Origin of the sequence: Actinoplanes octamycinicus, assembly GCF_014205225.1 — a bacterium.
GTDB classification, from domain to species: Bacteria; Actinomycetota; Actinomycetes; order Mycobacteriales; family Micromonosporaceae; genus Actinoplanes; species Actinoplanes octamycinicus.
Map to the genome: position 1 here is coordinate 4,174,487 of NZ_JACHNB010000001.1, position 23,861 is coordinate 4,198,347.

Genomic DNA, 23,861 nt, shown 5'->3' on the forward strand with positions numbered 1-23,861 from the left:
GCCTGCGACCGCGACGCGAGCCACGCGATCAGCCGAGGCCGCGGACGGGTGGCGCGCTCGCTTCGGCCGGGTCCGCTGCGACTCAGGGTTCGGTGGTCGAGCCGGTCCAGGCGTGGCGTGTCGCCGCCTGCGCGGCGCCGCGTTCGAAGACCGCGGCGGTGAGCCAGGCCCGCGCGAGAAGGTGCGCGTCGTGCGGGTCGAGGCGGCCGAAGACATCCCGGGTACGCCGGACGCCGGCATCCCCGAGAGCGAGCAGCACCGCGCTCGCCGCGCCGAGCTGGGCACCGGCCAGGCGGCGGGCGTCGGAGTCGACACCGGACAGCAGGGTGGCCCGGCCGCCGGCGACGACGCGCTCGACCTGATGCCGCAGCAGGTGAAGTGGCGGTGCCTCGGGCTCGCGCCACTCGGCTGCGCCGACCGGTCCCGGCCACCCGCTGCCGTGCGGGCCGTCGGTCGGTGGGCCGGCTGGGGCGGGCGGCCTGTCGGTGGGTGGGCCGGCTGGGGTGGGCTGGCGATCGGTGGGCAGGTCGGGTGGGGCGGCTTGGCGGTTGGTGGGTAGGTCGGGTGGGGCGGCTTGGCGGTTGGTGGGTAGGTCGGGTGGGGTGGGCCGGTGGGTGGTGGGCAGGTCGGCTCGGGTGAGGACGGTGGCGCCGAGATCGACGTGGCCGCCGTGGGAGGCGGGCAGCCAGTGGGCGGCGAAGGCGACACCGGCCACCCGGCGCGGCCCGGCGAACCGGCCGATCAGGCGGATCCGCAGGCCGGCGGCGTGGGTGGCGAGCAGGCGGAGGTTCGTGACGGAGGGCAGCGCCGGATCCTCGTGCGGTGCGGACACGGCGACGGTCAGCCGGTGCCGTTCGACGGCGAGCAACAGGCCGCGCCGGTCCGCGCCGAGGATGACGCCGTCGAGGAAGGCCAGGTCGTGCGGCGCGGGCCGGTCGTGCGCCGGCAGCGCGGCGGCGGCCAGCCAGCGGTCCACCTGGGCGGCCGGGTCGGTCTCCCAGAGCGCGGTCAGCGGCGGGTCGAACCAGCCGGCGCCGGCCGCGGACACCGCCTGCCGGGCCCGCCCGTGGCTGAGCCGGCCGGTCGGCGAGGCGTGCGCGTTGCTCGCCAGCAGACCGGCCCGGGCCAATTCGTGGTGGCTGAGCCGGACCTCGCCGAGGTCGACCGACGTCCGGACGGTCGCCGTGGTGGCCGGGCTCTCCGCCGGCCTGACGTCGGCGACCACCCAGAGCCGCCCGGTCCGGTCGGCCAGGTAGGTCGCCGCCCCGGCGTGCCCGGTCACGGTCCGCACCGGTTCGCAGAAGAGCCCGTGCAGCCGCAGGTCACCGACCGGCTCGTAGTCGCGGCGGGCGACCCCGGCCGCGCCGCCGTCGCCGGACGTCAGCCGGTGGCAGGCGGTGAGCAGGTCGAGCAGGTCGTCGGTGAGATCGGCGAGACGGAACCACGGATCGTCGCGCCGCGCCGCCCGCAGCATCTCGACGACCCGGACCGCGGCGGCCGCCGGGCTGTGCAGGGCGACGGCGCGGGCCTGGTGGACGGCCCGCAGCAGATCGGCCTGGGCCACCGCACCGGCGCCCGGGATGCCGCCGGTCAGCACCGCGGCTCCGGCGGCCCACAGGTTCCGGGCCGCGTCCGCCTGCGCTGGTGACACCGGACCGCCGCGTGATGCCGGAGCGCCGGATGCGGGGCCGCTGGGTGGTGCTGGAGCGCCGGATGCGGGGCCGCTGGGTGGTGCCGGAGCGCCGGACGCGGGGCCGCCGGGTGATGCCGGACCGCCGGTCGCCGGACCGCCAGGTGATGCCGGAGCGCCGGATGACGCGGGGTTCTCCGATGACGCTGGGCCGACCAGCGTGGCGGGGCTGGCGGGGGACTCCGGAGCGTCTCCGGGTGGCGGGGTGGCGGTGTGGATCGGGGCGGCGCTCAGGACGGCGGCCCGGTGCAGGCAGCGGGGCGCGAGCAGGCAGGTGCAGACCGCGTCGGCGGCCGCGGTGACCGGCACGGCGAGGGTCACCGACGTCTGGTCGTCGGGCCGGACCGTGACCCGGTCGCCGTCCGGCGAGACCGGCCAGGTCAGTGCCTGCGGGATCAGGTCGTCGAGGCGTTTGCGCAGGCGGGCCGGGAGGGCCGCGACGGCCTCCGCGGTGACCGCCGGGTCGACCGGGGGCAGGCTCATCGGACCCGCTCCCCGATCCAGCCGGCCAGCTCCGACGGGCTCAGCGCGGCCACCGGCATCCCGGCGCCGGCCAGCTGCGACGCGATCCCGGTGCTGTAGCGGGGCCGGCCCTGGTCGTTCAGGCTGGCGCAGCCGAGCAGCGTCACCCCGTCGTCGACCAGGGCCCGGGCCGCCTCCAGGAGCCCGGCCACCGGATAGCCCTCCTCGAAGTCGCTGATCGTGATCACCAGGGTGCGGCTGGGCACGGTGGTGATCTGCCGCGCGTACCGCAGCCCGGCCGCGATGTGCGTCCCGCCGCCGACCCGGATCTCCAGCAGCAGCGACAGCGCGTCGGTGACCCGGTCGGTCAGGTCGATCACCTCGGTGGCGAAGGTGACGAAGTGCGTCCGCAGCGCCGGCACCCCGGCCAGCACCGACGCGGTGAGCGCCGCCCAGATCGTCGACTCCTCCATCGAGCCGGAGACGTCGACCAGCAGGATCACCTGCCAGTCGACGCTGCGCCGGCCGGGGCTCCGGAACACCGGCCGGTCCGGGATGATCCGGGGGCCTCCGGTCGCATCCTTGCGTACGGTGTGCAGGTTCTGCCGCACGGTGCCGGCCAGGTCGAGCCGCCCGGACGGTCGCCGGGTCGGCCGTGGCGTGCCGATCCCGGTCAGCGCCGGCCGGATCCGCCGGGCCAGCTGCGCGGTCAGCTCCGCGGTGAGCCGCGCGACCAGCGGCCGCAGCCGGGCCAGCCGGGCCTCGGGCAGCCCGCCGGCCATCGACAGCACCGCGTGCAGCAGGTCGATCGACGGCCGCACCCGCTCCGGGTCCACCGCCAGCACCGCGTCGAGCCGTCCCCGCTCCGCGGCCCGGGCCAGCACCTCGTCCCGCACCGTGGCGCCGAAGAGATCCTCCAGGTCGGTGAGCCAGTCCCGGATCTCCGGGTACGCCGGCTCGCGCCCACCGCCGCCTGCGCCGCCGGGGTCCACGCTGTACGCCCCTTCGCCCCGCCCGGCCCCGTAGAGCTCGTCCAGGGCCGTGGCCATCCGTCGCTGCTTTGGCGCCAGTCTCTCGGTCTCCCGGCCCAGCAGGAGCCGCCACCGCTGCACCGGCGAGATCCGGCCCCACCCGCCGCCGGTCCCGGTGTCCGACGTGGTCACCGCAGCGGCGGTCCCCGGCGTGGAAGGGGCGGTGATGGTGTCAGGCGTCGGAGGGGCGCCCGCGGCGTCTGGCGTCGGAGGGGCGCCGGTGGTGTCCGGCGCCGGAAAGGCAACAGTGGCTGGGGTGGGCGTCGCGGTGGTGGTGGCTGGGGTGGGCCGCGCGGTGATCGTGGCCGGCGCGGGAGGTTCGGTGATGCTGGCCGGCGTGGGCGTGGGCGTGGGCGTGGGCGTGGGCGTGGGCGTGGCGGTGGTGGCCGGCGCGGGAGGTTCAGTGGTGCTGGCCGGCGTGGGCGTGGCGGTGGTGGTGGCCGGCGCCGGAGGTTCAGTGGTGCTGGCCGGCGTGGGCGTCGCGGTGGTGGTGGCCGGCGCGGGTGCGGCGGGCTCCGCCGGGGACAGGCCGAGCGTGTGCAGGGCCGCCAGCCCGGCCCGGTCGGCGGCGATCCAGGCGGCCAGCGTGACCGCGTCGGCCGGCAGCCGGTCGTCCAGCGTGCCGTGGCGCTCGCCGACCGTCCGCAGCAGACGGTCCCGATCGGCCGGGCTCAGCACGTCGAAGCCACCGCGCAACCCGGGCAGCCGCCGGACGAACACGTCGTCCGGCATCCGCTCCACCGCGTCCAGCAGCGGCGCCAGGAAGTCGCCTCCGGACTGCAGCAACGCCCCGGCGACACCGAGCGCCCCACGCAGCCGATCGGCCGCCCGGGCGTCCGGCGCGTCGGCCCACGACCCGAGCCGGGTGCCGAACCCCTCCGCCGTCTCCTGCCCGAGCAGCACCCCGACGCCGCTCGCCGCCCCGCTGATCAGCGGTGACCCGTCCCGGACCAGGCCACGGACCGCCCGGCCGAGCCGCAGCCGCCGGCCCGCCTCGTCGGCGGACTGGACCAGGTCGAGCAGCGCCCGCGCGTCCTCGATCCGGTCCGACCCGGCGAGCCCGTCGACCGCCGCCACCGCGGCCGCGTGCAGCTCCTCGCGAGCCGTCGGCAGGCCGTCGAGCGTGCCGTCGAAGCCCGGGACGTGACCGCGCTCGATCCGGCTGAGCAGCTGCAACCCCGCGATGATCTGCTGGATGGCGCCGCCCCGGCAGACCGTTTCGCGTACGTCGGAAAGCCGGTGACCGGCCAGCTCCGGCAGACCGCAGGCCACCGCCTCCGCCAGGCCCGTCAGGGCCTGCTCCGGGGTCGATCCACCGGCCTGCCTTTCCCGGCGGCGGCGCGCGGCCAGCATCCCCTCGGCCGCCTGGGCCAGGGTGACGCCGTGCAGCCCGGCCAGCGCCAGTCCGGCGTCGGTGCTCGGCGTCCACCGCACCTGCCAGTTCGTGGTCAGCGTTTCGCCGCCGGCGACCGGCCCGGCCGGACCCGCCTCGCCGTAGGCCGCGCCGCATGCCGCGAGCCGCCGGATCGCCAGCTCGCGGGCCCGGTCGGTGGGGGAGCGCAGCGGATCGAGCCGGATCCGCCGGCCGGGCTGGCCGGGACCGGGAAGTCTCAGACCGGCGAGTTCCCGCTCGGCGGCCGGCCGCAGCCCGGTCACCGGCGCGCCGGCCGGCAGCCGCCCCCGCTGCCGGCCGACCAGCACCTCGGCCATGGCCTGCGCGACGGTCCGGCCGGCACCGGCCGGCGCGCCCTGGGCCAGCACCGTCTGCAGCGCCTCGACCAGCTCGCCGCGTCCGGGGGCGGGCAGGCCGCGCAGCCCGGCCAGGTCTCCGGCCAGCCGGGCCACCTCGGCCGCCTGGCCCGGACCGGCCGGCTGCTTGCGTTCCCGCAGCGCCCGGGTCACCTCGACGGCGAACCGGCCGGCCGCCGCCCGGATCCGTTCCGGCGCCGCGCCGCCCTCGAAGACAGCCTGCTGCCAGCGCGGATCGCGGATCCCGGCCGGGTACCCGGACCGGGCGTCGAGCAGGTCGAACGTGTAGGGGACCAGCGAGATCACCGGCTCCGGCCCGCGGAGCGCGGGCGGCTCGGCGCCGGGCAGCGACGGGTCGAGGAGGGCGGGCGCGTGGAAGGCGCCGATCACCGCGGCGACCCTTCCTCCGGTACGCCGCAGCGCACCCCGCATCCATGCCTCACGCCGCAGGTCGAGGGGCTCGACCCGGTCCCGGGCAGCGTCCTGACGCAGCGTCCACCCGGCCGCCAGCGCGGCCCGCCGCACCGCCTCCGGCGAACTGCCCGGCGCCGCCGCCTCGATCCACCGGTCCCACAGGTCGTCGCCGGCCCGCCCGGACACCGTCGCGTGCACCGCCGCCCCAAGACCGGGCCCCGGCCCGTGCCCGTCCCGCCCGGCCGCCGTGGCGCCTTGACCGGGCCCCGGCCCGTCGCCGACGGCCACCGGCGGGGTCCGGCCGGCGGTCCACGCCGGGTCGGTCAGCGGCAGGTCCGCGCAGACCACCGGCACGTCGTGGACCCGCGCCCAGCGGATCGCGGCCAGCTCCGGGCTGAAGTCGGCGAACGGGTAGAACGCCGGCGCCCCGTCCACCCCGGCCGCGGCGAGCGCGACCGGGGCCACCGTGCCCGGGTCGGCCAGCCACCGGATCCACGGTTGCGCCTCGGCCGGCAGCTCCACCAGGACGGTGGCCGGCCGGAACGCGTCCAGCAGGGCCGGCACGGCCGCGGCCAGCACCGGCGAGTGATGCCGCACGCCGATCAGCCGCACCCGCGGGTCCTCGGCGAGCGCGTCGACCGCCGCCCGCGGGTCCGGGTCAGTCCTGGAGGACATCGCGGTGCTCCCACAGCTGCCGCCACATCCGGGAGCCGGCCTCGGCGCGCCGCCGCAGCGCACCGTCCCAGTAGGCGAGCAGCCGCCCGGAGTCCGCCGGATCGTCCTTGCGCACCACCCCGAGCAGGTGCCCGGGCAGCAGCGACAGCGGATCCGGCCCGGGCAGGTACGCCGCCGCCAGCCCGATCGACGCCGCCACCGCCACCGCTTCGGCCGTGCTCATCACCGACGACGGCCGCTCCACCGCCCAGCCCTCGGCGCTCCGCCCGGTCCGCAGGTCCCGGAACGCGGTGACCAGCGTCTCCAGCACCGCCTCGTCCACCGCGAACCGGGCCCCGCCGCGCTCCACCGCGGCCCGCGCCTGCCGGCTGACCAGCGCGACCTCGGCGTCCAGGTCGGCGATCGGCGGCACCACCTCGAAGTTGAACCGCCGCTTGAGCGCCGCGGACATCTCGGACACCCCGCGGTCGCGCAGGTTCGCCGTGGCGATCAGGCAGAACCCGGGCACCGCGTAGCTGACCGCGCCGTCCTGCCCGGCCAGCTCCGGCACGCTGATCCGCCGCTCGGACAGGATCGAGACCAGGGCGTCCTGGATCTCCGGCAGGCAGCGGGTGATCTCCTCGACCCGGGCCACCGCGCCGGTGGTCATCGCGGTCAGCACCGGCGACGGCACCAGCGACTCCGGGGACGGGCCCTGGGCCAGCAGCAGGGCGTAGTTCCAGCCGTAGCGCAGCTGGTCCTCGGTGGTGCCGGCGGTGCCCTGCACGGCCAGCGCGCTGGTCCCGCAGATCGCCGCGGCGAGCAGCTCGGACAGCATCGACTTGGCGGTGCCCGGCTCGCCGACCAGCAGCAGCCCGCGCTCGCCGGCCAGGGTGACCACGCAGCGCTCGACCAGGGCCCGCTCGCCGACGAACTTCGGCTCGATCACCCGCCTGCCGCCCGGCCCGTCGACCGGCGCGCCGCCCGACCCGGCGATGAAGGTGACCACCGCGCGGGGCGTCAGCCGCCACCCCGGCAGGCGCGCACCGTCGTCGGCTGTGGCGAGGAAGGTCAGCTCCTCGGCGTACCGAAGCTCGGGTGGGTCGATCTGTCGGTGGGCGGCGGTCACGGTTTCTCCTGCAGCTCGTGGTAGCGGGGCGGGTCACCGGCGAGGACCCGGCCCCAGGCGGTGCGGAACAGCTCCGGCAGCGGCATCGGCACGATCCGGACCCGGCCGGCCTCGGCGTACATGGCCTGTTTCCAGCTCTCCACCGGCAGTCGCGGCGCCCGGGCCTCCTGCCAGCCACCGGGCAGGAACACCGGACGCCCGGCGCGGGCCCGCTTGGCGGCGACCACCAGCCCGGCCTCGGTCAGCGCCCGTTGCGCGGCCCGCAGGGCGGCGGTCTTCCAGCCGTTCCAGGCCAGCACGGCCCGGTCGGCCGGGTCCGGCAGGGCGAGCAGCTGCAGGTAGTAGGCGGCCGCGTCGGCGGCCAGGCGGTGCCGCTCAGCCACCTCGGCGACCAGGTCCGGAGCGCTGACCCGCGGATCATGCGGGTCGCCCACGACGCCGTCCGGGGTGCTGACCGCCCGATCGATCCAGTCGGACAGCACGATCCGCAGGGCGACCGCGTTCAGTACGCCGATGTGCTCCAGCGCCGGGTCGTCGGCCCCGGACAGCCAGGCCGGGACCAGGTGGTGCGCGACCTGGTCCCGCCAGCCGTGGCCCTCGACCAGCACCGGCCCGAGGTCGGGGAACCGGTCCGGCTCGTGGAAGCCGCCGCCGATCAGCAGGTCCGGGTTGCGCAGCCGCTCCCGGACCAGCCGCAGCGCCTCGGGCAGCGCGGCCCGCAGCGGGTCGCCCCACGGCAACCGGTAGGCCAGCCAGGCCAGCGCGGTGCCGGCCGCGCGGAGGTGCGCGCCCTCGAACGGCTCGCCCGCGCCGGACGTGGTGTGCAGCTGCCAGGCGTCCTGGGCCGTGGTGCGCCCGTCGGTGGTCAGCCAGTCCCCGGCGGTGGGCGCGGCGATCGCGGTCAGCACGCTCAGCGCGGTCACCGCCCGGGACTCGTCGAGGACCCCGGAGAACTCGGCGACCAGATCCTCGGAGACCGCCGCCTGCCGTCCGCGCAGCGCGATCCACCGCTCGGCGATCGCCGCCACGTCCGGCCCGTGGGTCCACAGGTCGGCCGGCTCGGCCGGCATCGCCGCGTCCAGCAGCGCGATCCGATCGGCGAAGGTCAGCTGTGTCAGGGTGATCCGGGCGGCCTTGGCGTGCGCCGCGGTGAGCCCGATCCGAGCGCGCTGCTGGGCGCCGAGCCCGTCCCGCAGCGCCGCGCCGGGCAGTCCGGCCAGCAACAGCACGGCCGTGGCCCGGGTCATCCCGGTGGCCGCGGCCAGCTCGTCGGCGGCCGCCGGGCGCCACGGCGCCGGTCCGCGCTCGGCGAGCAGGGCGAGGAAACCGCGCAGCCGGTCGCCGCCGAACCGCCCGGTGAGCGGGGTCTGGGTGCGCACCGTCAGCCCGGCCGGCTCCGGGAACACGCCGTCCGGCGCGACCTGAACGATGTCGCGCCGCCACTGGCTGCCCTCCCCGCGGCCGAAGTGCCGGGTGGGCGGGAGAAGCACGGTCAGGCACGGCCCGTCGCGGTGCACGTCCACGGTGTCCAGGCTCATGCTCTCCTGAGTGGCCGCCAGCACCCGGACCGGCGGCCCGGAGCCGTCCAGCGGGGTCCCGGCCACAGTGGCCAGGAAGTGCGCCAGAGCGGCCCGATCGGCGTCGCTGGTGATCGGCGAGGCGGCCCGCAGGGCGAGGCCGCCGAGGCCGGCCAGCAGGCTGACCCAGTGCGCGCTGAGCGCCGGGAGGTCGGCCGGGGTGTCGCTGCCCGGGTCAGCGAGCATCGCGCCGATCCGCTGGATCTGCGTGGTGATCTGGTGACGGCTGCTGGCCGGCGAGCCCGAGTAGTAGGTGGTGTCCGGGTCGCAGAGCCCGTCCCAGGACACCCGCAACGCGCTGTCGCCGACCGGTGGGCGGGCCGGCGCCGGATCCGGGCGCGGCGCCAGGTGCCGGGAGATCTCGGCGATCCGCCGGCGCAGCACCACCGTGCGGGCGACCAGGGCGCCGACCCGGGCCCGCAGCCGGTCGTCGGTGATCGCCGGGAGGTGGGCGGCGACCCGCGCGGCCGCCGCCTCGCCGAGCGCCACCGTGCCGGTCACCGCGTCGTCCACGGCGAGCAGCGCCGCCGCGGTCGTCTCGTCGACGGCCCGCAGCGCGGCCGACCCGGCCTCGTCCCGGGCCCGGAGCCCGTGCCACCAGTCCAGCGGCGGCAGGGTGGCGGTCAGCTCGACCTGGTCGTCCAGCGGGTGTTCGCCGCCGGCCGTCCAGATCCGCAGGCGCACGTCCGGGTACAGGTGCGCGCGAGTGACCGGCAGCGGCGCTGTCCCGCCCGGCAGCAGCACCGCGCCGAGCAGCAGCTCCTTGGTGCTCCGGTGCGGATCCCGGTCCGGGTCGAGGTCCGGGATCCGCACCCGGCGGCCGTCGATCCCCTCGCCGGTCTGCACGCCGCCGGGTCCGGCGGTCACCCGCCAGCCGGTCATCCCGTCCCGGACGCCCAGCGGCGAGCCGGCGAACCCGGCCGGGACCGGCCGCAGCGCGCACGCGGCCGGGACCAGGTCGCCGCCCGCCGCCGCGAAGAACGCCGGGACGCTGATCCGCCCGGCCTCCCCGGTCCGCGGATCGAACTCCTGCCACCGCCACTCCCACCGGCGCTCGGCCACCTCGTGCCGCTCGCAGCGCCAGAACGCCTGCCCGTCGGTGACCACCCGGTACGCCCGGTCCGGCGCCCGCATCTCACCGGCCCGCACCGGCCGGCTCCCGACGGTCAGCCCGCCGCCCGGGATCGGGAGCGGCACCGGCAGGTCACCGGACTCCCGCAGGCCGATCGCCCAGAGCCCGGTCACCACCTCGTCAGGGCGGGACGACCAGTACGTCCGATGACCACCAGCGCGGGAGAACCAACTCACCAGCAGGTCGCCGTCCACCCAGGCGCACCGCACGTGGTCGTGGTGGATCGGCTCCAGTCCGGCCGGGAACCGGAACACGTGCTCGGTGACCGAGCCGTCCGGCCGGACGATCTGCGCCGCCCGCACGTCGTGCAGCACCATCTCCGGCCACGCCGTCCCGGCTCGCGGCACCTCCAGCCGGCGGACCGCCTGCTCGTACGCCGGCCAGGTCAGCTCGGCGAGCAGCCCGCCACGCAGGTTGCGGGCGAGCACGGCCGCCAGATCGGTGGACCGCAGCCGGTGGAAGGCGTCCGCGGCGAGCGCCATGCCGTCCGGCGACCAGAGCGCGCCCAGCTCGGTCAGCACCTCGTCGAGGACCGCCACGGTGCCGGTGCCGGCCCGCTCGGCCAGCTCCCCGGCCAGCTCGGTCAGCATCGCCCGCGGGCCGGCCGCGCCGAACGCGGTCCGCAGCGTGTCGGCCGGCAGCGCCGGGCTGGTCAGCGCGGTGCCGGTGCGCAGCCGGCGGAGCATGCCGCGCACGCTGTCCCGCAGCAGCGGGCGCAGGACCGGGTCGGCGGCGATCGCGGTCAGCTCCCGGCGGCCGGCGCCGTCGTCGGCCACCCAGCGCTCCAGCCGGAAGCCGGAGGCGTGGTCCAGCGGACCCACCGTGGCCGGCACCCCGAGCGCCAGGCACAGATCGAGGACGTCCAGGTCGGTCCGGGGCGCGCCGGGGGCCGGCTGCACACCGCCCTCGGCGATCAGCCGGGGCGCGAGCCGCTCGACCAGCGCCAGCAGCCGGGTGCTGCGCCGGCCGCCGCGCCGCTCGTGGTGGCCGCGCAGGAGCCGCTGCAGCCACTGGCCGGCCGACCCGGGCCAGGCCGGGCCGGTGACCGCGACCAGGTCGTCCACGGCGCCGGCGTCCGCCAGCAGTTCCAGCCACTGGTCGGTGAAGCCGGCCTGGTAGCCGGCCGGATCGGGGGTGATCTCCAGGAGCCGGGCGCGGACCGCGGCGTCGCGCCGGCCGAGCCGGCTCAGACTCTTCCGGTACGCCTGCCAGACCGCCGGGTGCGCCCGGGCCATCGCCGGGAACCCGAGCAGCCGGCCGGCCACCTCGTCGGCCTCCGCCTCGGCGTCCAGCCCGGCCGCGGTCGCCAGCCGCGCCAGGTCGGCCGCCATCGACGCGTGCGGCAGCAGGCCACCGCCGACCCGGCGCAGCGACAGCGTCTTGACCAGCTGGTACGCCTCCGGCCCGGGGCGTCGCCCGGCCACCTCACGGGCGTACCCGCTGAGCATCGAGGCGGTCAGCGCCCCGGCGAAGGCGAACTCCAGGTGCACGTCCCGGACCCGGCTCTCGTCGACCGGGAGTCCGTGTACCTGCTCGGCCCGCCGGGCCTCGGTGAAGCAGGTGCCGGCGGACCGCTGGTTGTCCGCCGCCAGGAAGGCCCGCCCGGCCTGTTCCCAGAAGGTCGGCAGCAGCTGCGGCGCCGCCTCGCCGAGCCGCTGCGCCAGCGCCCGGTAGCCGTCCAGGGCCAGGCCCGGTTTCCGGCCGGCGGTCCGGGCGAGCCCGGCCATCTCGTGGACCAGGGCGAGCGCGTGCCGGGCGTGGGCCGGGTCGTGGACCAGCGCCCAGGCCGGGAAGCCCAGCGCCTGCCGGGGCCCGTGACCCACGGTGGCGACGCCGGTCCCGGTGAAGCCGAGGAACTCCATGGTCAGGTCCTCGGCCGGACCGACCGTCGCGCCGACCAGCCGGACCACCGTGCGGTCGGCCAGCGCCGGATGCCGGTAGGCGCGGGCGGTCACCGCGTCCTGGGTAGCGTCGGTGGCCGGGCCGGGCAGGACGGCGCTCATCGGGAACTCCTCCGGGTGCGGGTGGCGATCTCGGCGATCCGGCGGCGCAGCCGCACCGCGTGGGCCGCCACGTCGGCGATCCGGTCGGCCAGCACGGTGTCGGTGACCGCGGGCAGGTGCGTCCGGACGGTGGCGGCCACCGCCGCCCGCAGAGCGTCCGGATCGGCCACCGCGTCGTCGACGGCGAGCAGCGCCGCCGCGGTGGTCTCGTCGAGCCCGCGCAGCGCCGCCGACCCGGCCTCGTCCCGGGCCCGCAGCGCGTGCCACCAGTCCAGCGGCGGCAGCGTCGCGGCCGGCAAGTGGTGCTCCTCCAGCAGGTGCTCGCCATCCGAGGTCCAGATCCGCAGGTGCCGGCCGGCCCTCGTGATCAGCAGCGGCGCCTCGGCGGCGGGCAGCGACAACGCGCCGGCCAGCGTCCCGGGATACGGCAGGTCGGGGCTGCCGGACAGCACGGCCGCCCGGCCGTCGACCCCCATGCCGGCCTCGCTCCCGTCCGCGGTCCGGATCGCCCGCCAGCCGGCCAACCCGTCCCGGACGCCCAGCGGCGACCCGGCGAACTCGGCCGGGACCGGCCGCAGCCATGAGTCGCCCGGAATCAGGGCGTCGCCGGCCTCGGCGAAGAACGCCGGGAGGCCGGGTGGCCCCGCCCGGCCGGTCCGCGGGTCGAACTGCCGCCACCGCCAGGTCCGGTGCAGCACCCCGGCGTTCGGGTCGGCCGGCTCGTGCCGCCAGTACGCCCGGCCGTCACCGGCGAGGTGCCAGCCGTCCGCGGAGAGCACCCGGGTGTCCCCGGCGTGGACCGTCTGCTGCCCGGTGGTGAGCCCGCCACCCGGGACCGGCAACGGCGGCGACCAGAAGCCGTGCGCCGGGTGGAGTTGCCACTCGCCCTCGATCAACCGGTCCGGGCGGGACGACCAGTAGCCGGCCTGGACTCCGTCGCCGTGCCAATACACCAGCAGGTCACCGTCCACATACAGACAGCCGAGCTGGTTCCACGAGCGGCGCGGAGCGTGCCGCTGCCCGGCCGCCGGGAAGCGGAACACGTGCTCGGTGACCGAACCCTCCGGGCTGATCACCTGGGCCGCCCGGTCGTCGTGCAGCACCAGCTCCGGCCAGGCCAATCCGACGTCGATCCGGCTCAGTCGGCTGGCGGCCCGCTCGTATGCCGGCCAGGTCAGCTCGGCCAGCAGACCGGCTCGCAGGGTGCGGGCGAGCACGGCGGGCACGTCGACCTCCAGCAGCGCGCGGAAGGCGTCCGGGGCGAGCGCCATGCCGGCCGGCGACCAGAGCGGGGCCAAGCCGGTCAGGCTCCGGCTGAGCCCGGCGACCGCTCCGGCGCCGGCCCGTCCGACCAGGTCGTGAATCAGCTCGATCAGCACGGCCCGGATCCCGGCCGCGCCGAACACCTGGCCGATCACCGCGTCGCCGAACGGCGGGCTGGTCAGCGAGCCGTTGTCGGGGAAGCGGCCGAGGGCGCTCCGGACCCCGCGGCGCAGCAGCGGCCGCAGCCGCGGGTCGGCGGCGATCGCGGCCAGGTCGCGGCGGCCCGCTCCGGTGTCGTCGACCCACGCGGTGACCTCCAGCCCGTGCTGGTAGCCATCGGCCCCGATGTCGGCCGGCACACCGGTGGCCAGGCAGAGGTCGAGGACGTCGAGGTCGGCGGTCGACGGGTGGGTGGCGAGGACCACCTCGCCCTCGGTGACCAGGCGCGGGGCCAGCCGCTCGACCAGCGCGAGCAGCCGGGCGTTGCGCCTGCTGTCCCGGACGGCGAAGCGGCGCAGGTCGAGGAAGCGCTCCAGCCACCGTCTCGCCGGCGCGTCCGGCGCCGCCAGGTCGGCCGCCGCGCCGGTCGCCTCCAGCAGCTCCAGCCACTGGTCCCGGATGTCGGTCTGCCACCCCGGCGGGTCCGGCATGATCTCCAGCAGCCGGGCCCGCACCGTGGCGTCGCGCCGGCCGAGCCGGATCAGGCTGGTGCGCAGCGACTTCCACACCGCCGGGTGGGACCGGGCCATCGCCGGGTAGCCCAGCAGCCGGGCGACGACCTCGTCGGTCTCCCGGTCGGCGGTCCGCCCGGCGGCCCGGGCCAGGCGGGCCAGCTCGGTGACCATGCCGGCGTGCGGCGCCGAGCCGCCGGCGACCCGGCGCAGGGTGAGCGAGCGGACCAGCTCGAACGCCTCCGCCGGCGGTCGCCGCTCGGCGACACCCCGCGCGTACGCGGTCAGCATCGCCGCGGTCAGCCCGCCGGCCAGGGCGAACTCCAGGTGCACGTCGCGCACCCGGTCCTCGTCGACCGCCAGCCCGTGCACCTGCTCGGCCCGCCGCGCGTCGCTGAAGCAGGTCCCCGCCATCCGCTGGTTGCCGGCGGCCAGGAAGGCCCGCCCGGCTTGCTCCCAGAACGTCGGCAGCAACCGCGGCGCCGCCGCCTCGAGCCGGCCGGCCAGCGCCGCATACCCCTCCCGGGCCCGGCCCGGCTTGTGCCGCGCCGTCCGGGCCAGCCGCTCCATGTCCTTGACCAGGGCGAGGGCGTGCCGCCCGTGTGCCGGGTCGTGCACCAGCGCCCAGGCCGGGAAGCCGAGCGCGGACCGCCGGCCGTGCCCAACCGGGACCGCGCCGGCCGCGTCGAAGCCGAGGAACTCCATGCTCAGGTCCTCGGCCGGGCCGACGGTCGCGCCGGTCACCCGCACCACGGTCCGCCCGTCCAGCACCGGGTGCCGGTAGGCGCGGGCGGTCATCATGTCCAGGCCGGCGTCGGCCGGCGTCCCGGGCAGGATCGCGCCGGCCTCCAGCAGCGCCTCGCTCATCGCGGGCTCTCCCCGAGGTCGTGGTAGCGGGGGAGGTCACCCGCGACGACCCGGTCCCAGGCGGCGGTGAACAGCGCCGGCAGGGTCCGCGGGACCAGCAGGACCGGTCCACCGTCCACATAGAGCGGCAGTTTCCAGGTCTCCACCGGCAGCCGCGGCGACTTGGCGGCCTGCCAGCCGCCGGGCAGGAAGACCGGCCGGGCGGCCCGCTCGCGTTTGGCGGTGACCAGCAGACCGGCCTCGGTCAGGGCGGCCTGTGCCGTGCGCAGGGCCGGCGTCCGCCAGCCGGTCCACCCGGTCACCGCCTTGTCGGTCGGGTCCGGCAGGGCGAGCACCTGGAGGTAGTACGCCGCCGGGTCGGCGTCCAGCCCGAACCGCTCGCGCACCGCGTCGACCAGGTGCGGCACGCTGACCCGCGGATCGTGCGGATCGCCGGCCGCGCCCGGTGGGGTGGTCAGCACCTCGTCGATCCAGTCGGCGAGCAGCACCCGCAGGCCGGTGGCGGTCGGCTCGTCGATGAAGCCGAGCGCCGGGTCGTCCGGCCCGGTGAGGTGCGCCGGGGCGACATGGAAGGTGATCCAGGCGGCGTTGCCGTGCCCGTCGACCAGGGCCGGCCCGGCCTGCGGCCGTCTCGCCACCTCGCACGACCCGTGACCGACCCGCAGGCCCGGGTGCCGCAGCCGCTCCCGGACCAGCCGCAGCGCCTCGGGCAACCTGGCCCGCAGCGGATCGTCCCAGGTCAGTGAGTACGCCAACCAGGGCAGCGCGATCGCGGCGGCGGTCAGGTACCGCCCGTCGAAGGGGACGCCGCGGTCGGACTGCATCCGCGCGCCGTACCGGGCGTCGGACCGGCCGTCGGTGGTCAGCCAGTCACCGGCCGACGGCCCGGCGATCGCCTGCACCACGCTCGCGGTCAGGTCCCGGTCGATGACCCGGGCCAGGCCGGCGACCAGGTCCTCGGGCACCGCGGCCCGCCGCCCGCGGATCCGGATCCACGCCTCGGCGACCGCCGCCACGTCCGGCCCGTCGGTCCAGAGGGCGGCCGGGTCGGCCGGCATCGCCGCGTCGAGCAGGGCGACCCGCTGCGGCCCGGTCAGCTCGCGCAGGGCGGCGTGCGCCACCTTGGCGTGCGCGGCGCTCAGCCCGAGGGTGGCGCGCTGCCCGGCGGTCAGGAAGTTCGCCTCCCAGGAGGCGATCGACGGCAGCCCGGCCAGCAGCAGGACCGCCTCGGCCCGGGGCATCCCGGTGGCCGCGGCGAGCGTCTCGGCGGCCACCGGCCGCCACGGCGCCGGCCCGCGCTCGGCGAGCAGGGCGAGGAAAACGGTCAGCCGGTCGCCGGCCAGCCGTCCGCTGGGCCGCAACTCCTGGTCGACGGTGGCGCCGGCGGGCGGGGTGAACACCCCGTCGGCGGCGAACTGGACCGCCGTCCGCTCCTCCTGGTCGCCCGGCCGGAACCAGTGCGGGCCGACCGGCAGCACCATGGTGACCTGCGTGCCGTCGCGCCGCACCGGCTCGATCGAGGCGCCCCGCGGGTGGCTGAGCGCCAGCACCCGCAGCGGGACGTCGCCCGCCAGCGGGGTGCCGGCGAGCGCGCCGAGGAAGCCGGCGAGCGCCTGCCGGTCGTCGTCGCCGGTCACCGCGGACGCGGCCCGGATCGCGAGCGCGCCCAGCCCGGCCAGCGCCGGCGGCCAGATCGACGGGACCTCGGGCACCGACTCCGGCTCGCCGCCGGCCAGGACCGTGCCGATCGCGCCGAGCTGGGTCAGGACGTCGTAGCGGACCTCCGGCCGCCGCCCGTACCCGTGGTAGTGGTCGCGGTCGAATCCGCAGAGCCCGGCCCACGCCTGGTCCAGCGCGGTGTCGGTGACCGCCGGCGCCGGGGCGGACCCGGCCGCGGGCTGCTCCGCCAGGTGCCGGGTGACCTCGGCGATCCGGCGGCGCATCCGGACCGCTCGCGCCACCACCTCGGTGATCCGCTCCCGCAGCGTGGCGTCGGTGACCGCGGGCAGGCACGCCTCGACCCGCGCCGCGACGGCCGCCTTGACCTCGGCGGTGCCGGTGACCGTGGCGTCGACGTCGAGCAGCGCGGCCGCGGTCGGGTCGTCGAGGGAGCGCAGCGCGGCGGACCCGGCCGCGTCGCGTGCCCGCAGCCCGTGCCACCAGGCCAGCGGCGGCAGCGTGGTGGTGCCGTCCGGCAGCTCGGCGAGCAGGTGCTCGCCGTCGGCGGTCCAGACCTGCAGGTGGCCGCGCGGATGGCCGGCCAGCCGGGTGACCGGCAGCGGCGCGTCCGCGCCGGGCAGCAGGACGGCGGCGCTGAGCCGCGCCGTCCGGGTGCTCTGCCCGAACCGGACCAGGGTCCGCTCCGGCAGGATGACCCGGCGACCGTCGATGCCCTCGCCGGCCTGGTCACCGGCCGCGGTGACCTCGGCCCGCCAGCCGACCATCCCGTCCCGCCAGCCCAGCGGCGACCCGCAGTATCCCGCCGGGGCCGGGCGCAGCTGGCAGGCCTCGGCGACCAGCGGCCGGTCGGTGGTGAAGAAGGCGGGCACGCTGACCCGGCCCGGGTCGCCGGTCCGCGGGTCGAACTCCCGCCACTGCCACCGGTCGCCGGCCATGGTCCCGTCGACCGGCTCGCAGCGCCAGACCGCCTGCCCGTCGGTGGCCACCGGGTACACCGTGGACGGGCAGTGCTCGTCGCCGGGGTGGATCGGCAGGGTGCCGGTGGTGGCGCCACCGCCGGGCACCGGCAGCTGCACGGTCGCCACACCCCAGCGGGCCGGGGTCAGCCGCATCGTGGTCTCGAACACCCGGTCCGGCCGGGACGCCCAGTACGCCCGGCCGGTCTCCCAGTTCCACCCGGCGACCAGCAGGTCGCCGTCGACGAGCCGGCAGCCGGTCTCCTGGAACGGCCGGCCCACCAGCGGCAGCCGGAACGTGTGCTCGGTGACCGCGCCGTCCGGGGTGAGCAGATGCGCCGACCGGTGGTCGTGCACCACCAGCTCCGGCCAGGCGTCGCCGAACTGGGCGCGCAGCTTCTCCTTGGCCGCCGCCTCGTACGCCGGCCAGGCCAGCTCGACCGGCAGCCCGGCCCGGAGCGTGCGGGCCACCAGGGCCGGCAGATCGATGCCGAGCAGCCGGCGGAACCCGGCCGGGGCCAGCGCCATGCCGGCCGGGGACCAGAGCGCGGCCAGCTCGGTGAGGTCGTGGTCGAGGCCGGCGACGGTGCCGTCGGCGGCCCGGGCGGTCCGCTCGTCGATCATCTCGACCAGCACATCCCGCACGCCGGGCGCGCCGAACGCCTGGCGCAGCGTCTCGTCGGGCAGCGCCGGGCCGGTCAGCGAGCGGCCGTCGCGCAGCCGGCTGATCGCGGTGCGCAGGCTGCGGGCCAGCAGCTGCCGCCAGCGCGGGGCGGCGGCGATCGCGGTCAGCTCCCGGCGGCCCGGCCGGCTGTCCCGCACCCAGGCGTCGAGCGGCAGGTCGTGGTCGCGGTCCGGGTCGCCGAAGCTGACCGGCACCCCGGCGGCCAGGCACAGGTCGAGGACGTCGACGTCGACGCCCCAGGCGGTGTCGGCGAGCCGCACCCCGCCCTCGGCGGCCAGCCGGGGCAGCATCCGCTCGACCAGGCCGAGCAGCCGCTCGCTGCGGCCGTCGCGGGAACCGGAGCGCCGCATCCGCAGGAACCGCTCCAGCCACTGGGCGGCCGAGCCGTCCGCGGCATCGGTCGTGGTCAGGGCGGTCGTCGCGGTGGAGTCCTCGAGCAGCGCCAGCCACTGCTCGGTCGGGTCGGTGTCGTAACCCGGCGGGTCCGGGATGATCCGGAGCAGCCGGGCCCGGACCGCGGCGTCCCGCTTGCCGAGCCGGACCAGGCTCTTCCGATACGCCTTCCAGACCGACGGGTGCGACCGGGCCACCGCGGGATAGCCGAGCAGCCGGGCGGCGACCTCGTCGGCCTCCCGCTCGGCGTCCCGGCCGGCCGCCTTGGCGAGCCGGGCCAGGTCGGCCGCCATCGACGCGTGCGGCGGCAGCCCGCCCGCCACCCGCCGCAGCGACAGGGTCTTGACCAGCTCGTACGCCTCCAGCGGCGGGCGCCGGTCGACCACCTCCCGGGCGTGGGCGCCGAGCATCGCGGCGGTCAGCGCCCCGGCGAAGGCGAACTCCAGGTGCACCTCGCGCACCCGGTCCTCGTCGATGATCAGCCCGTGCACCTGCTCGGCCCGCCGCGCCTCGGTGAAGCAGGTGCCGGCCGTCCGCTTGTTGTCCGCGTCGAGGAAGGCGCGGCCGGCCTGCTCCCAGAAGGTCGGCAGGAACTGCGGCGCCGCGGCGCCGAGCCGGGTGGCCAGCGCCTGATAGCCGTCCATCGCGGCGCCGGGCTTGCTCCGGGCCGTCCGGGCCAGCCGCTCCATCTCCTTGACCAGGGCGAGCGCGTGCCGCCCGTTGGCCGGGTCGTGGATCAGCGCCCAGGCCGGGAAGCCGAGCGCCTGCCGGGTGCCGTGCCCCACCGCGGCCGCGCCGGCCGTCGCGAAGCCGAGGAACTCCATGCTCAGGTCCTCGGCCGGCCCGAGGCTCGCGCCGACCAGCCGGACCACCGTGCGGTCGTCCAGCACCGGATGCCGGTAGGCGCGGGCGGTCAGCACCTCCGGGTCGCCAGCCGTGCTCATCGGGCCGGCTCCTCCTCGACGACCCGGCCGGCGAACAGGTGGGCGGCCATCCGCAGGCCCTCGGACCAGGCCACCGGCGGCACGTCGGCGGTGGCCAGCTGCTCCCCGGCGGCGTCGGCGAAGGACAGCTCGGAGGTCTCCGCCTCGTAGCCCGGGTCGCCGTCGCCGATCCACACCGAGGCGACCACGCTGCGGCCGTCCTCCCAGATCCGGCAGACGGCGGTGCCACCCTGCACCCGGTAGCCGGCCGAGGTGGCCCGGGTCTGCGCGTGGCGCAGCTCGGCGAACCGGGCGCCGGCGTGCCGGGTCAGCTCGCGCCGCTGCTCGGCCGGGTCGGCCGGCTTGTGCCAGACCTCCCGGAACAGCTGCAGGGTGCCCTGCTCGACGCCGAGGTCGGCGGCGAACTCGCGCAGGTCGGCCAGGTCGGGCAGCCGGACCGGGTGCGGGATCAGGACCTGCTCGGCGGTGATCCGGGTGGACTCGCCGTCCAGGTCGACGACGCCGAGGCCCTTGTCCGCGTCGGCGTCGCGCAGCAGGGCCGCGGTGGACGGGTCCGCGCCGGCCGGGACCACCACCAGGTCGCGCAGCACCGCCCGCCACGCCTCGTCCGCCCACACCTGGGCGAGCAGCGCGACCGGGACCGGCAGCGACCGGATCATCCAGCGCTCCACCTCGGCCCGGCAGGTCTCCTCGTGCCGCTGCAGCCACTCGACCAGCTGGCGCAGGCCGACCACCGCCTCGTGGTCCTTGAGCGCCTTGGGCATGCTCTTGAGCACCTTGCCCCCGGCGGTGCGCGCGATCACCCGGCGCCCGTCGACGCTCACCTCGTAGCCGGCGCCCGCCGGAACCCAACCCATCTGGCACAACCCCCTCGCCGAAACGTGAGGCGGATTGTGCCAGTGGGCACCGACATTTTCTCAGGGTCCGGGCTCCTCGTTCCGATCTTTGAGGGGACCAGGACCGCGGTGGAGGTGGGAGTGTCGACGTTCAGCCGGCTGCGGCGCGACCCGGTCCTGCTCGCCCTGTGCGGGTTCACCCTGCTCGGGTGCCTGCTCTTCGTGCTGCTCGACGGCCGCACGATCGACCAGGTGCGCGTCTACTGGGCGGCGCAGGTGCCGCTCGACGCCGCCCTGGCCTACGGCGGGTGGCGGCTGCGGCAGCTCGCGCACGTCCGGTTCCGCCGGTTCTGGACCATGATCAGCTTCGCCGGGGCGTGTTTCACCGCCGGCGACAGCTTCCAGACGCTGAGCGTGCTGCTCGCCCCGGGCACGCCGTCGCTGTCCGGCGGCGCGGTGCAGACGGTGCTCTTCACGGTCGGGATGAGCAGCAACGTGGTGGCCTGCCTGATCTTCCCGCAGGGGCTGCACACGCTCCGCGAGAAGTTCGTCTTCTGGCTGGACGCCACCACGGTGCTGGCCGGCGGCGGCGTGGTCGCCTGGTGCTTCGCGGTCAACCCGGTGGCCGGCGCCGGGGACAGCCGGGTCAACGACAGCGTGACCGCGGCGCTGGTGCTGGTCGCGACGTTCTCGGCGACCAAGGTGGCGCTGGTCCAGGCGCCGCCGATGCGGCGGATCGCGGCCTGGCCGATGGTCAGCGCCGCGATGGTCCAGGGCGTCGCGACGTTCCTGCCCGGCGATTTCCAGACCCTCGATCATCCGTACGTCTTCGTGATCCGCCTGGCCCCGTCGTTGCTGATCGCCCTGGGACCGTGGATCCAGCAGGTGATCGTCCGTTCCGGCGAGGCGCACCAGCCGGTCCAGCGCCGCCCGTACAGTCTCCTGCCCTACGGCATGATCGCCGTGACCTTCGTGGTCTTCTTCCTGATGCTGCCGGAGCGGACCAGCTCGCAGATGTACGGCGCGACGATCGGCGTCGTGGTGATCACCTGTCTGGTCGCCGGTCGCCAGCTGGTCGCCTTCCACGACAACGCGCTGCTGATCTCCCGTCTCGACCGGGCGATGGACGAGCTGCGCGTCCGGGCCTCCGTCGACTCGCTGACCGGGCTGGCCAACCGGGCGCACTTCGGCGAGCTGACGCAGCGCTGCGACACCGGCGGCGCGCTGCTGCTGATCGACCTGGACGACTTCAAGACCACCAACGACACGATGGGCCATCTGGCCGGCGACGAGCTGCTGGTCGCGGTGGCGCACCGGCTGCGCGAGGCGGTCCGGGACGGCGACGTGGTGTCCCGGCTCGGCGGCGACGAGTTCGCGGTGCTGCTGCCCGGCGCCGACCAGGCCGGTGCCGGCCGGGTGGGCGAGGAGATCCTGCGGCGTCTCGCCGAGCCGATCGAGGTGCAGCAGCACATCATCGTCAGCCGGGCCAGCATCGGCGTCACCCGGGTCACGCCCGGCGACGACCCGCAGAGCCTGCTCAGCAACGCGGACATCGCCATGTACGAGGCGAAACGCCGCGGCAAGGGAATGTGGGTCGCCTACACCGAACAGATGGGCGCCCGGATCGGCGCCGAGGCGGTGCTCATCCGGGAGCTGGCCACCGCCCTGGAGGAGGACCAGTTCACCCTGGTCTACCAGCCGATCGTGCGGCTCGCCGACGAGCGGCTGACCGGGGTGGAGGCGCTGATCCGGTGGAACCACCCGACCCGGGGCCTGGTCTCGCCGGTGGAGTTCATCCCGGTCGCCGAACGGACCGGGCAGATCGTCGCGATCGGCCGGTGGGCGCTGCGCGAGGCGTGCCGGCAGGCCGCCGTGTGGCGCGCCGAGCTGCCCGGCGCCGAGCCGCTGACCGTCGGGGTCAACGTGGCCGGGCGGCAGCTGCGCGACGCCGCCCTGGTCGGCGACGTGGCGGCGGCGCTGTCCGGCAACGGGCTGCCACCCGGCTGCCTGAGCATCGAGGTGACCGAGACCGCGGTGCTCGACGACGAGGAGTCGCACGCCGCCATGCTGGCGTTGCGCGAGCTCGGCGTCCGGCTCGCGCTGGACGACTTCGGCACCGCGGCGTCCTCGCTCGGGCTGCTGCTCACCTGCCCGGTGACCACGCTGAAGCTGGACCGCTCGTTCGTCGAGTCGATCACCACGGTGGGCCGGCAGTCGGCGGTGGCGACCGCGGTCAGCCAGATGGCCGCGGCGCTGGAGTTCAGCTCGGTGGCCGAGGGGATCGAGACGGCCGAGCAGCGGGACCTGCTGCGCGATCTCGGTTATCGGTACGGCCAGGGCTACTACTGGTCGCGGCCGGTCCCGCCGTCCCGGATCACCGAGCTGCGCGCCGCCGGCCGGGCGACCGCCGCCGTCGCCTGACCGGGACGCTCAGCCGCCGTACTCCTCGACGATCTGGGCGCCCGGCCCGGCGTTCCAGTACAGCGTGATGACCGAGGCGTGCGACGGGCCGGCCAGCCGGGCGACGACCAGCGTGTCGCTGCGCCGGGTGACGGTCACCGCGTACCCGGGGAGTGGGTCGGCGCCGACCACGTCGATCCGGGTCGACGAGTAGGCGACGATCACGTCGCCGCCCTCCGACTGGACCCGGTAGCGCGGGCGCACGTCCGGCGCCGGCGGGGCCGGGCTCGGCGAGGGGCTGGCCGAGGTCAGGGACGGCGCCGGCCGCGGGGTGGTCGTCCGGGTGGCCGCCGCGCTGGACGGCTTCCGGCGCGGTCGCGGCGACGAGTGGCTGGGGCGCGGCGTGGCCGGCGCGGCCGACGACGGCAGGGCGTCGGCGACCCCGAACCGGACCTCGGTGTAGCGGCGGTTGGCGTCGATCGCCACCGGCGCCTCGTCGGTGATCGCGGGCGCGACGCCGAGCCGCACCCCGAGCCAGGAGACGGTGACGGCGGCGACCGCCGCGGACAGCCACGCGATGACGAAACGCCAGCTACGGCCCACGATGACGGCCCTCCTCGGTGATCGATAGATTGTCGCCATGGCGGACGTGCTGGTGATCGAGGACGATCGCGACATCCGGGAGGCGGTCGACCGGCTGCTCACCATGGCCGGGCACGACGTGCGGCTGTGCGGGACCGCGCTCGACGGGCTCCGCGAGCTGACCCGCCAGCGCCCCGACGTGGTGGTCCTGGATCTGAACCTGCCCGACCTGGACGGCGCGGCGGTGCTGCGCGGCATCCGGTCGACGTCCGCGGTGCCGGTGGTGGTGGCCACCGCCCGGGGCGCGGAGAGCGAGATGATCCGCCTGCTGCGGGCCGGCGCCGACGACTACGTGGTGAAGCCCTACTCCGCCGAGCAGCTGGAGGCGCGGATCGCCGCGGTGCTGCGGCGCGGGCCCGGGCCGGCCGCCGCGACGCTGACCGTGGGCGGGCTGGAGCTCGACCCGGAGGCCCGGACCGCCTCGCTCGACGGCGTGCCGCTGCAGCTCTCCCGGCTGGAGTTCGACCTGCTGGCGTACCTGATGCGGCGGGCCGGGAAGGTGGTCACCCGGCGTCAGGTGCTCGACGACGTCTGGGGCCCGGAGGGCCGCTCGCCGGAGACCGTCGACGTCCACGTGACCTGGCTGCGCCGCAAGCTCGGCGAGCGGGCCGCCGCGCCGCGCTACCTGCACACCGTGCGCGGCGTCGGCATCCGCCTCTCCGCCCCCGGCGAGACCAGCTGAC

At 76.9% G+C, this 23,861-nt stretch carries 10 protein-coding genes; 2 read left to right on the top strand and 8 right to left on the bottom strand.

Going from position 1 to position 23,861, the window contains the following annotated elements; all coding sequences use genetic code 11:
* Window positions 1-82: 82 nt before the first annotated feature.
* From BJY16_RS18710 to BJY16_RS18740, 7 genes are read right to left on the bottom strand one after another with little or no spacing between them, the layout of a single operon-like run.
* Entirely contained in the window at window positions 83-2,173 is a 2,091-nt protein-coding gene (locus BJY16_RS18710) for an SWIM zinc finger family protein (protein WP_185040692.1), read from the bottom strand.
* Window positions 2,170-6,021 (bottom strand): DUF5682 family protein, encoded by a 3,852-nt coding sequence (locus BJY16_RS47220; protein ID WP_185040694.1) that lies wholly within the window; start codon window positions 6,019-6,021, stop codon window positions 2,170-2,172. The genes BJY16_RS18710 and BJY16_RS47220 overlap by 4 nt, the downstream gene beginning before the upstream one ends.
* Window positions 6,005-7,129 (bottom strand): ATP-binding protein, encoded by a 1,125-nt coding sequence (locus BJY16_RS18720; RefSeq protein ID WP_185040695.1) that lies wholly within the window; start codon window positions 7,127-7,129, stop codon window positions 6,005-6,007. Before BJY16_RS18720 ends, BJY16_RS47220 begins: the two co-directional genes overlap by 17 nt.
* Complete coding sequence (locus BJY16_RS18725) at window positions 7,126-11,841, bottom strand: hypothetical protein (protein WP_185040697.1); 4,716 nt, start codon at window positions 11,839-11,841, stop codon at window positions 7,126-7,128. Before BJY16_RS18725 ends, BJY16_RS18720 begins: the two co-directional genes overlap by 4 nt.
* On the bottom strand, window positions 11,838-14,642 hold the full coding sequence (locus BJY16_RS18730; protein WP_185040699.1) for a hypothetical protein: 2,805 nt from the start codon (window positions 14,640-14,642) through the stop codon (window positions 11,838-11,840). Before BJY16_RS18730 ends, BJY16_RS18725 begins: the two co-directional genes overlap by 4 nt.
* The gene (locus BJY16_RS18735; protein WP_185040701.1) at window positions 14,639-19,300 is read right to left on the bottom strand and encodes a hypothetical protein; all 4,662 of its coding nucleotides are present in this window, start codon (window positions 19,298-19,300) and stop codon (window positions 14,639-14,641) included. Before BJY16_RS18735 ends, BJY16_RS18730 begins: the two co-directional genes overlap by 4 nt.
* Window positions 19,297-20,157, bottom strand: a complete 861-nt coding sequence (locus tag BJY16_RS18740; protein ID WP_185040702.1) for a DUF4132 domain-containing protein — start codon at window positions 20,155-20,157, stop codon at window positions 19,297-19,299. Before BJY16_RS18740 ends, BJY16_RS18735 begins: the two co-directional genes overlap by 4 nt.
* Window positions 20,158-20,277: 120 nt before the next feature.
* Between BJY16_RS18740 and BJY16_RS48455 the strand changes: the two genes are divergently transcribed.
* Window positions 20,278-22,557 carry a putative bifunctional diguanylate cyclase/phosphodiesterase gene (locus BJY16_RS48455; RefSeq protein ID WP_185040704.1) on the top strand — a complete coding sequence of 760 codons (2,280 nt, stop codon included), beginning with the start codon at window positions 20,278-20,280 and terminating at the stop codon, window positions 22,555-22,557.
* Window positions 22,558-22,566: 9 nt separating this feature from the next.
* Here BJY16_RS48455 and BJY16_RS18750 read toward each other — a convergent pair whose 3' ends face one another.
* Window positions 22,567-23,139: a hypothetical protein gene (locus tag BJY16_RS18750; protein ID WP_185040706.1), complete on the bottom strand. Its 573-nt coding sequence runs from the start codon at window positions 23,137-23,139 to the stop codon at window positions 22,567-22,569.
* A 46-nt stretch (window positions 23,140-23,185) separates the two neighbouring features.
* Between BJY16_RS18750 and BJY16_RS18755 the strand changes: the two genes are divergently transcribed.
* The gene (locus tag BJY16_RS18755; protein ID WP_185046535.1) at window positions 23,186-23,860 is read left to right on the top strand and encodes a response regulator transcription factor; all 675 of its coding nucleotides are present in this window, start codon (window positions 23,186-23,188) and stop codon (window positions 23,858-23,860) included.
* Window position 23,861 lies beyond the last annotated feature (1 nt).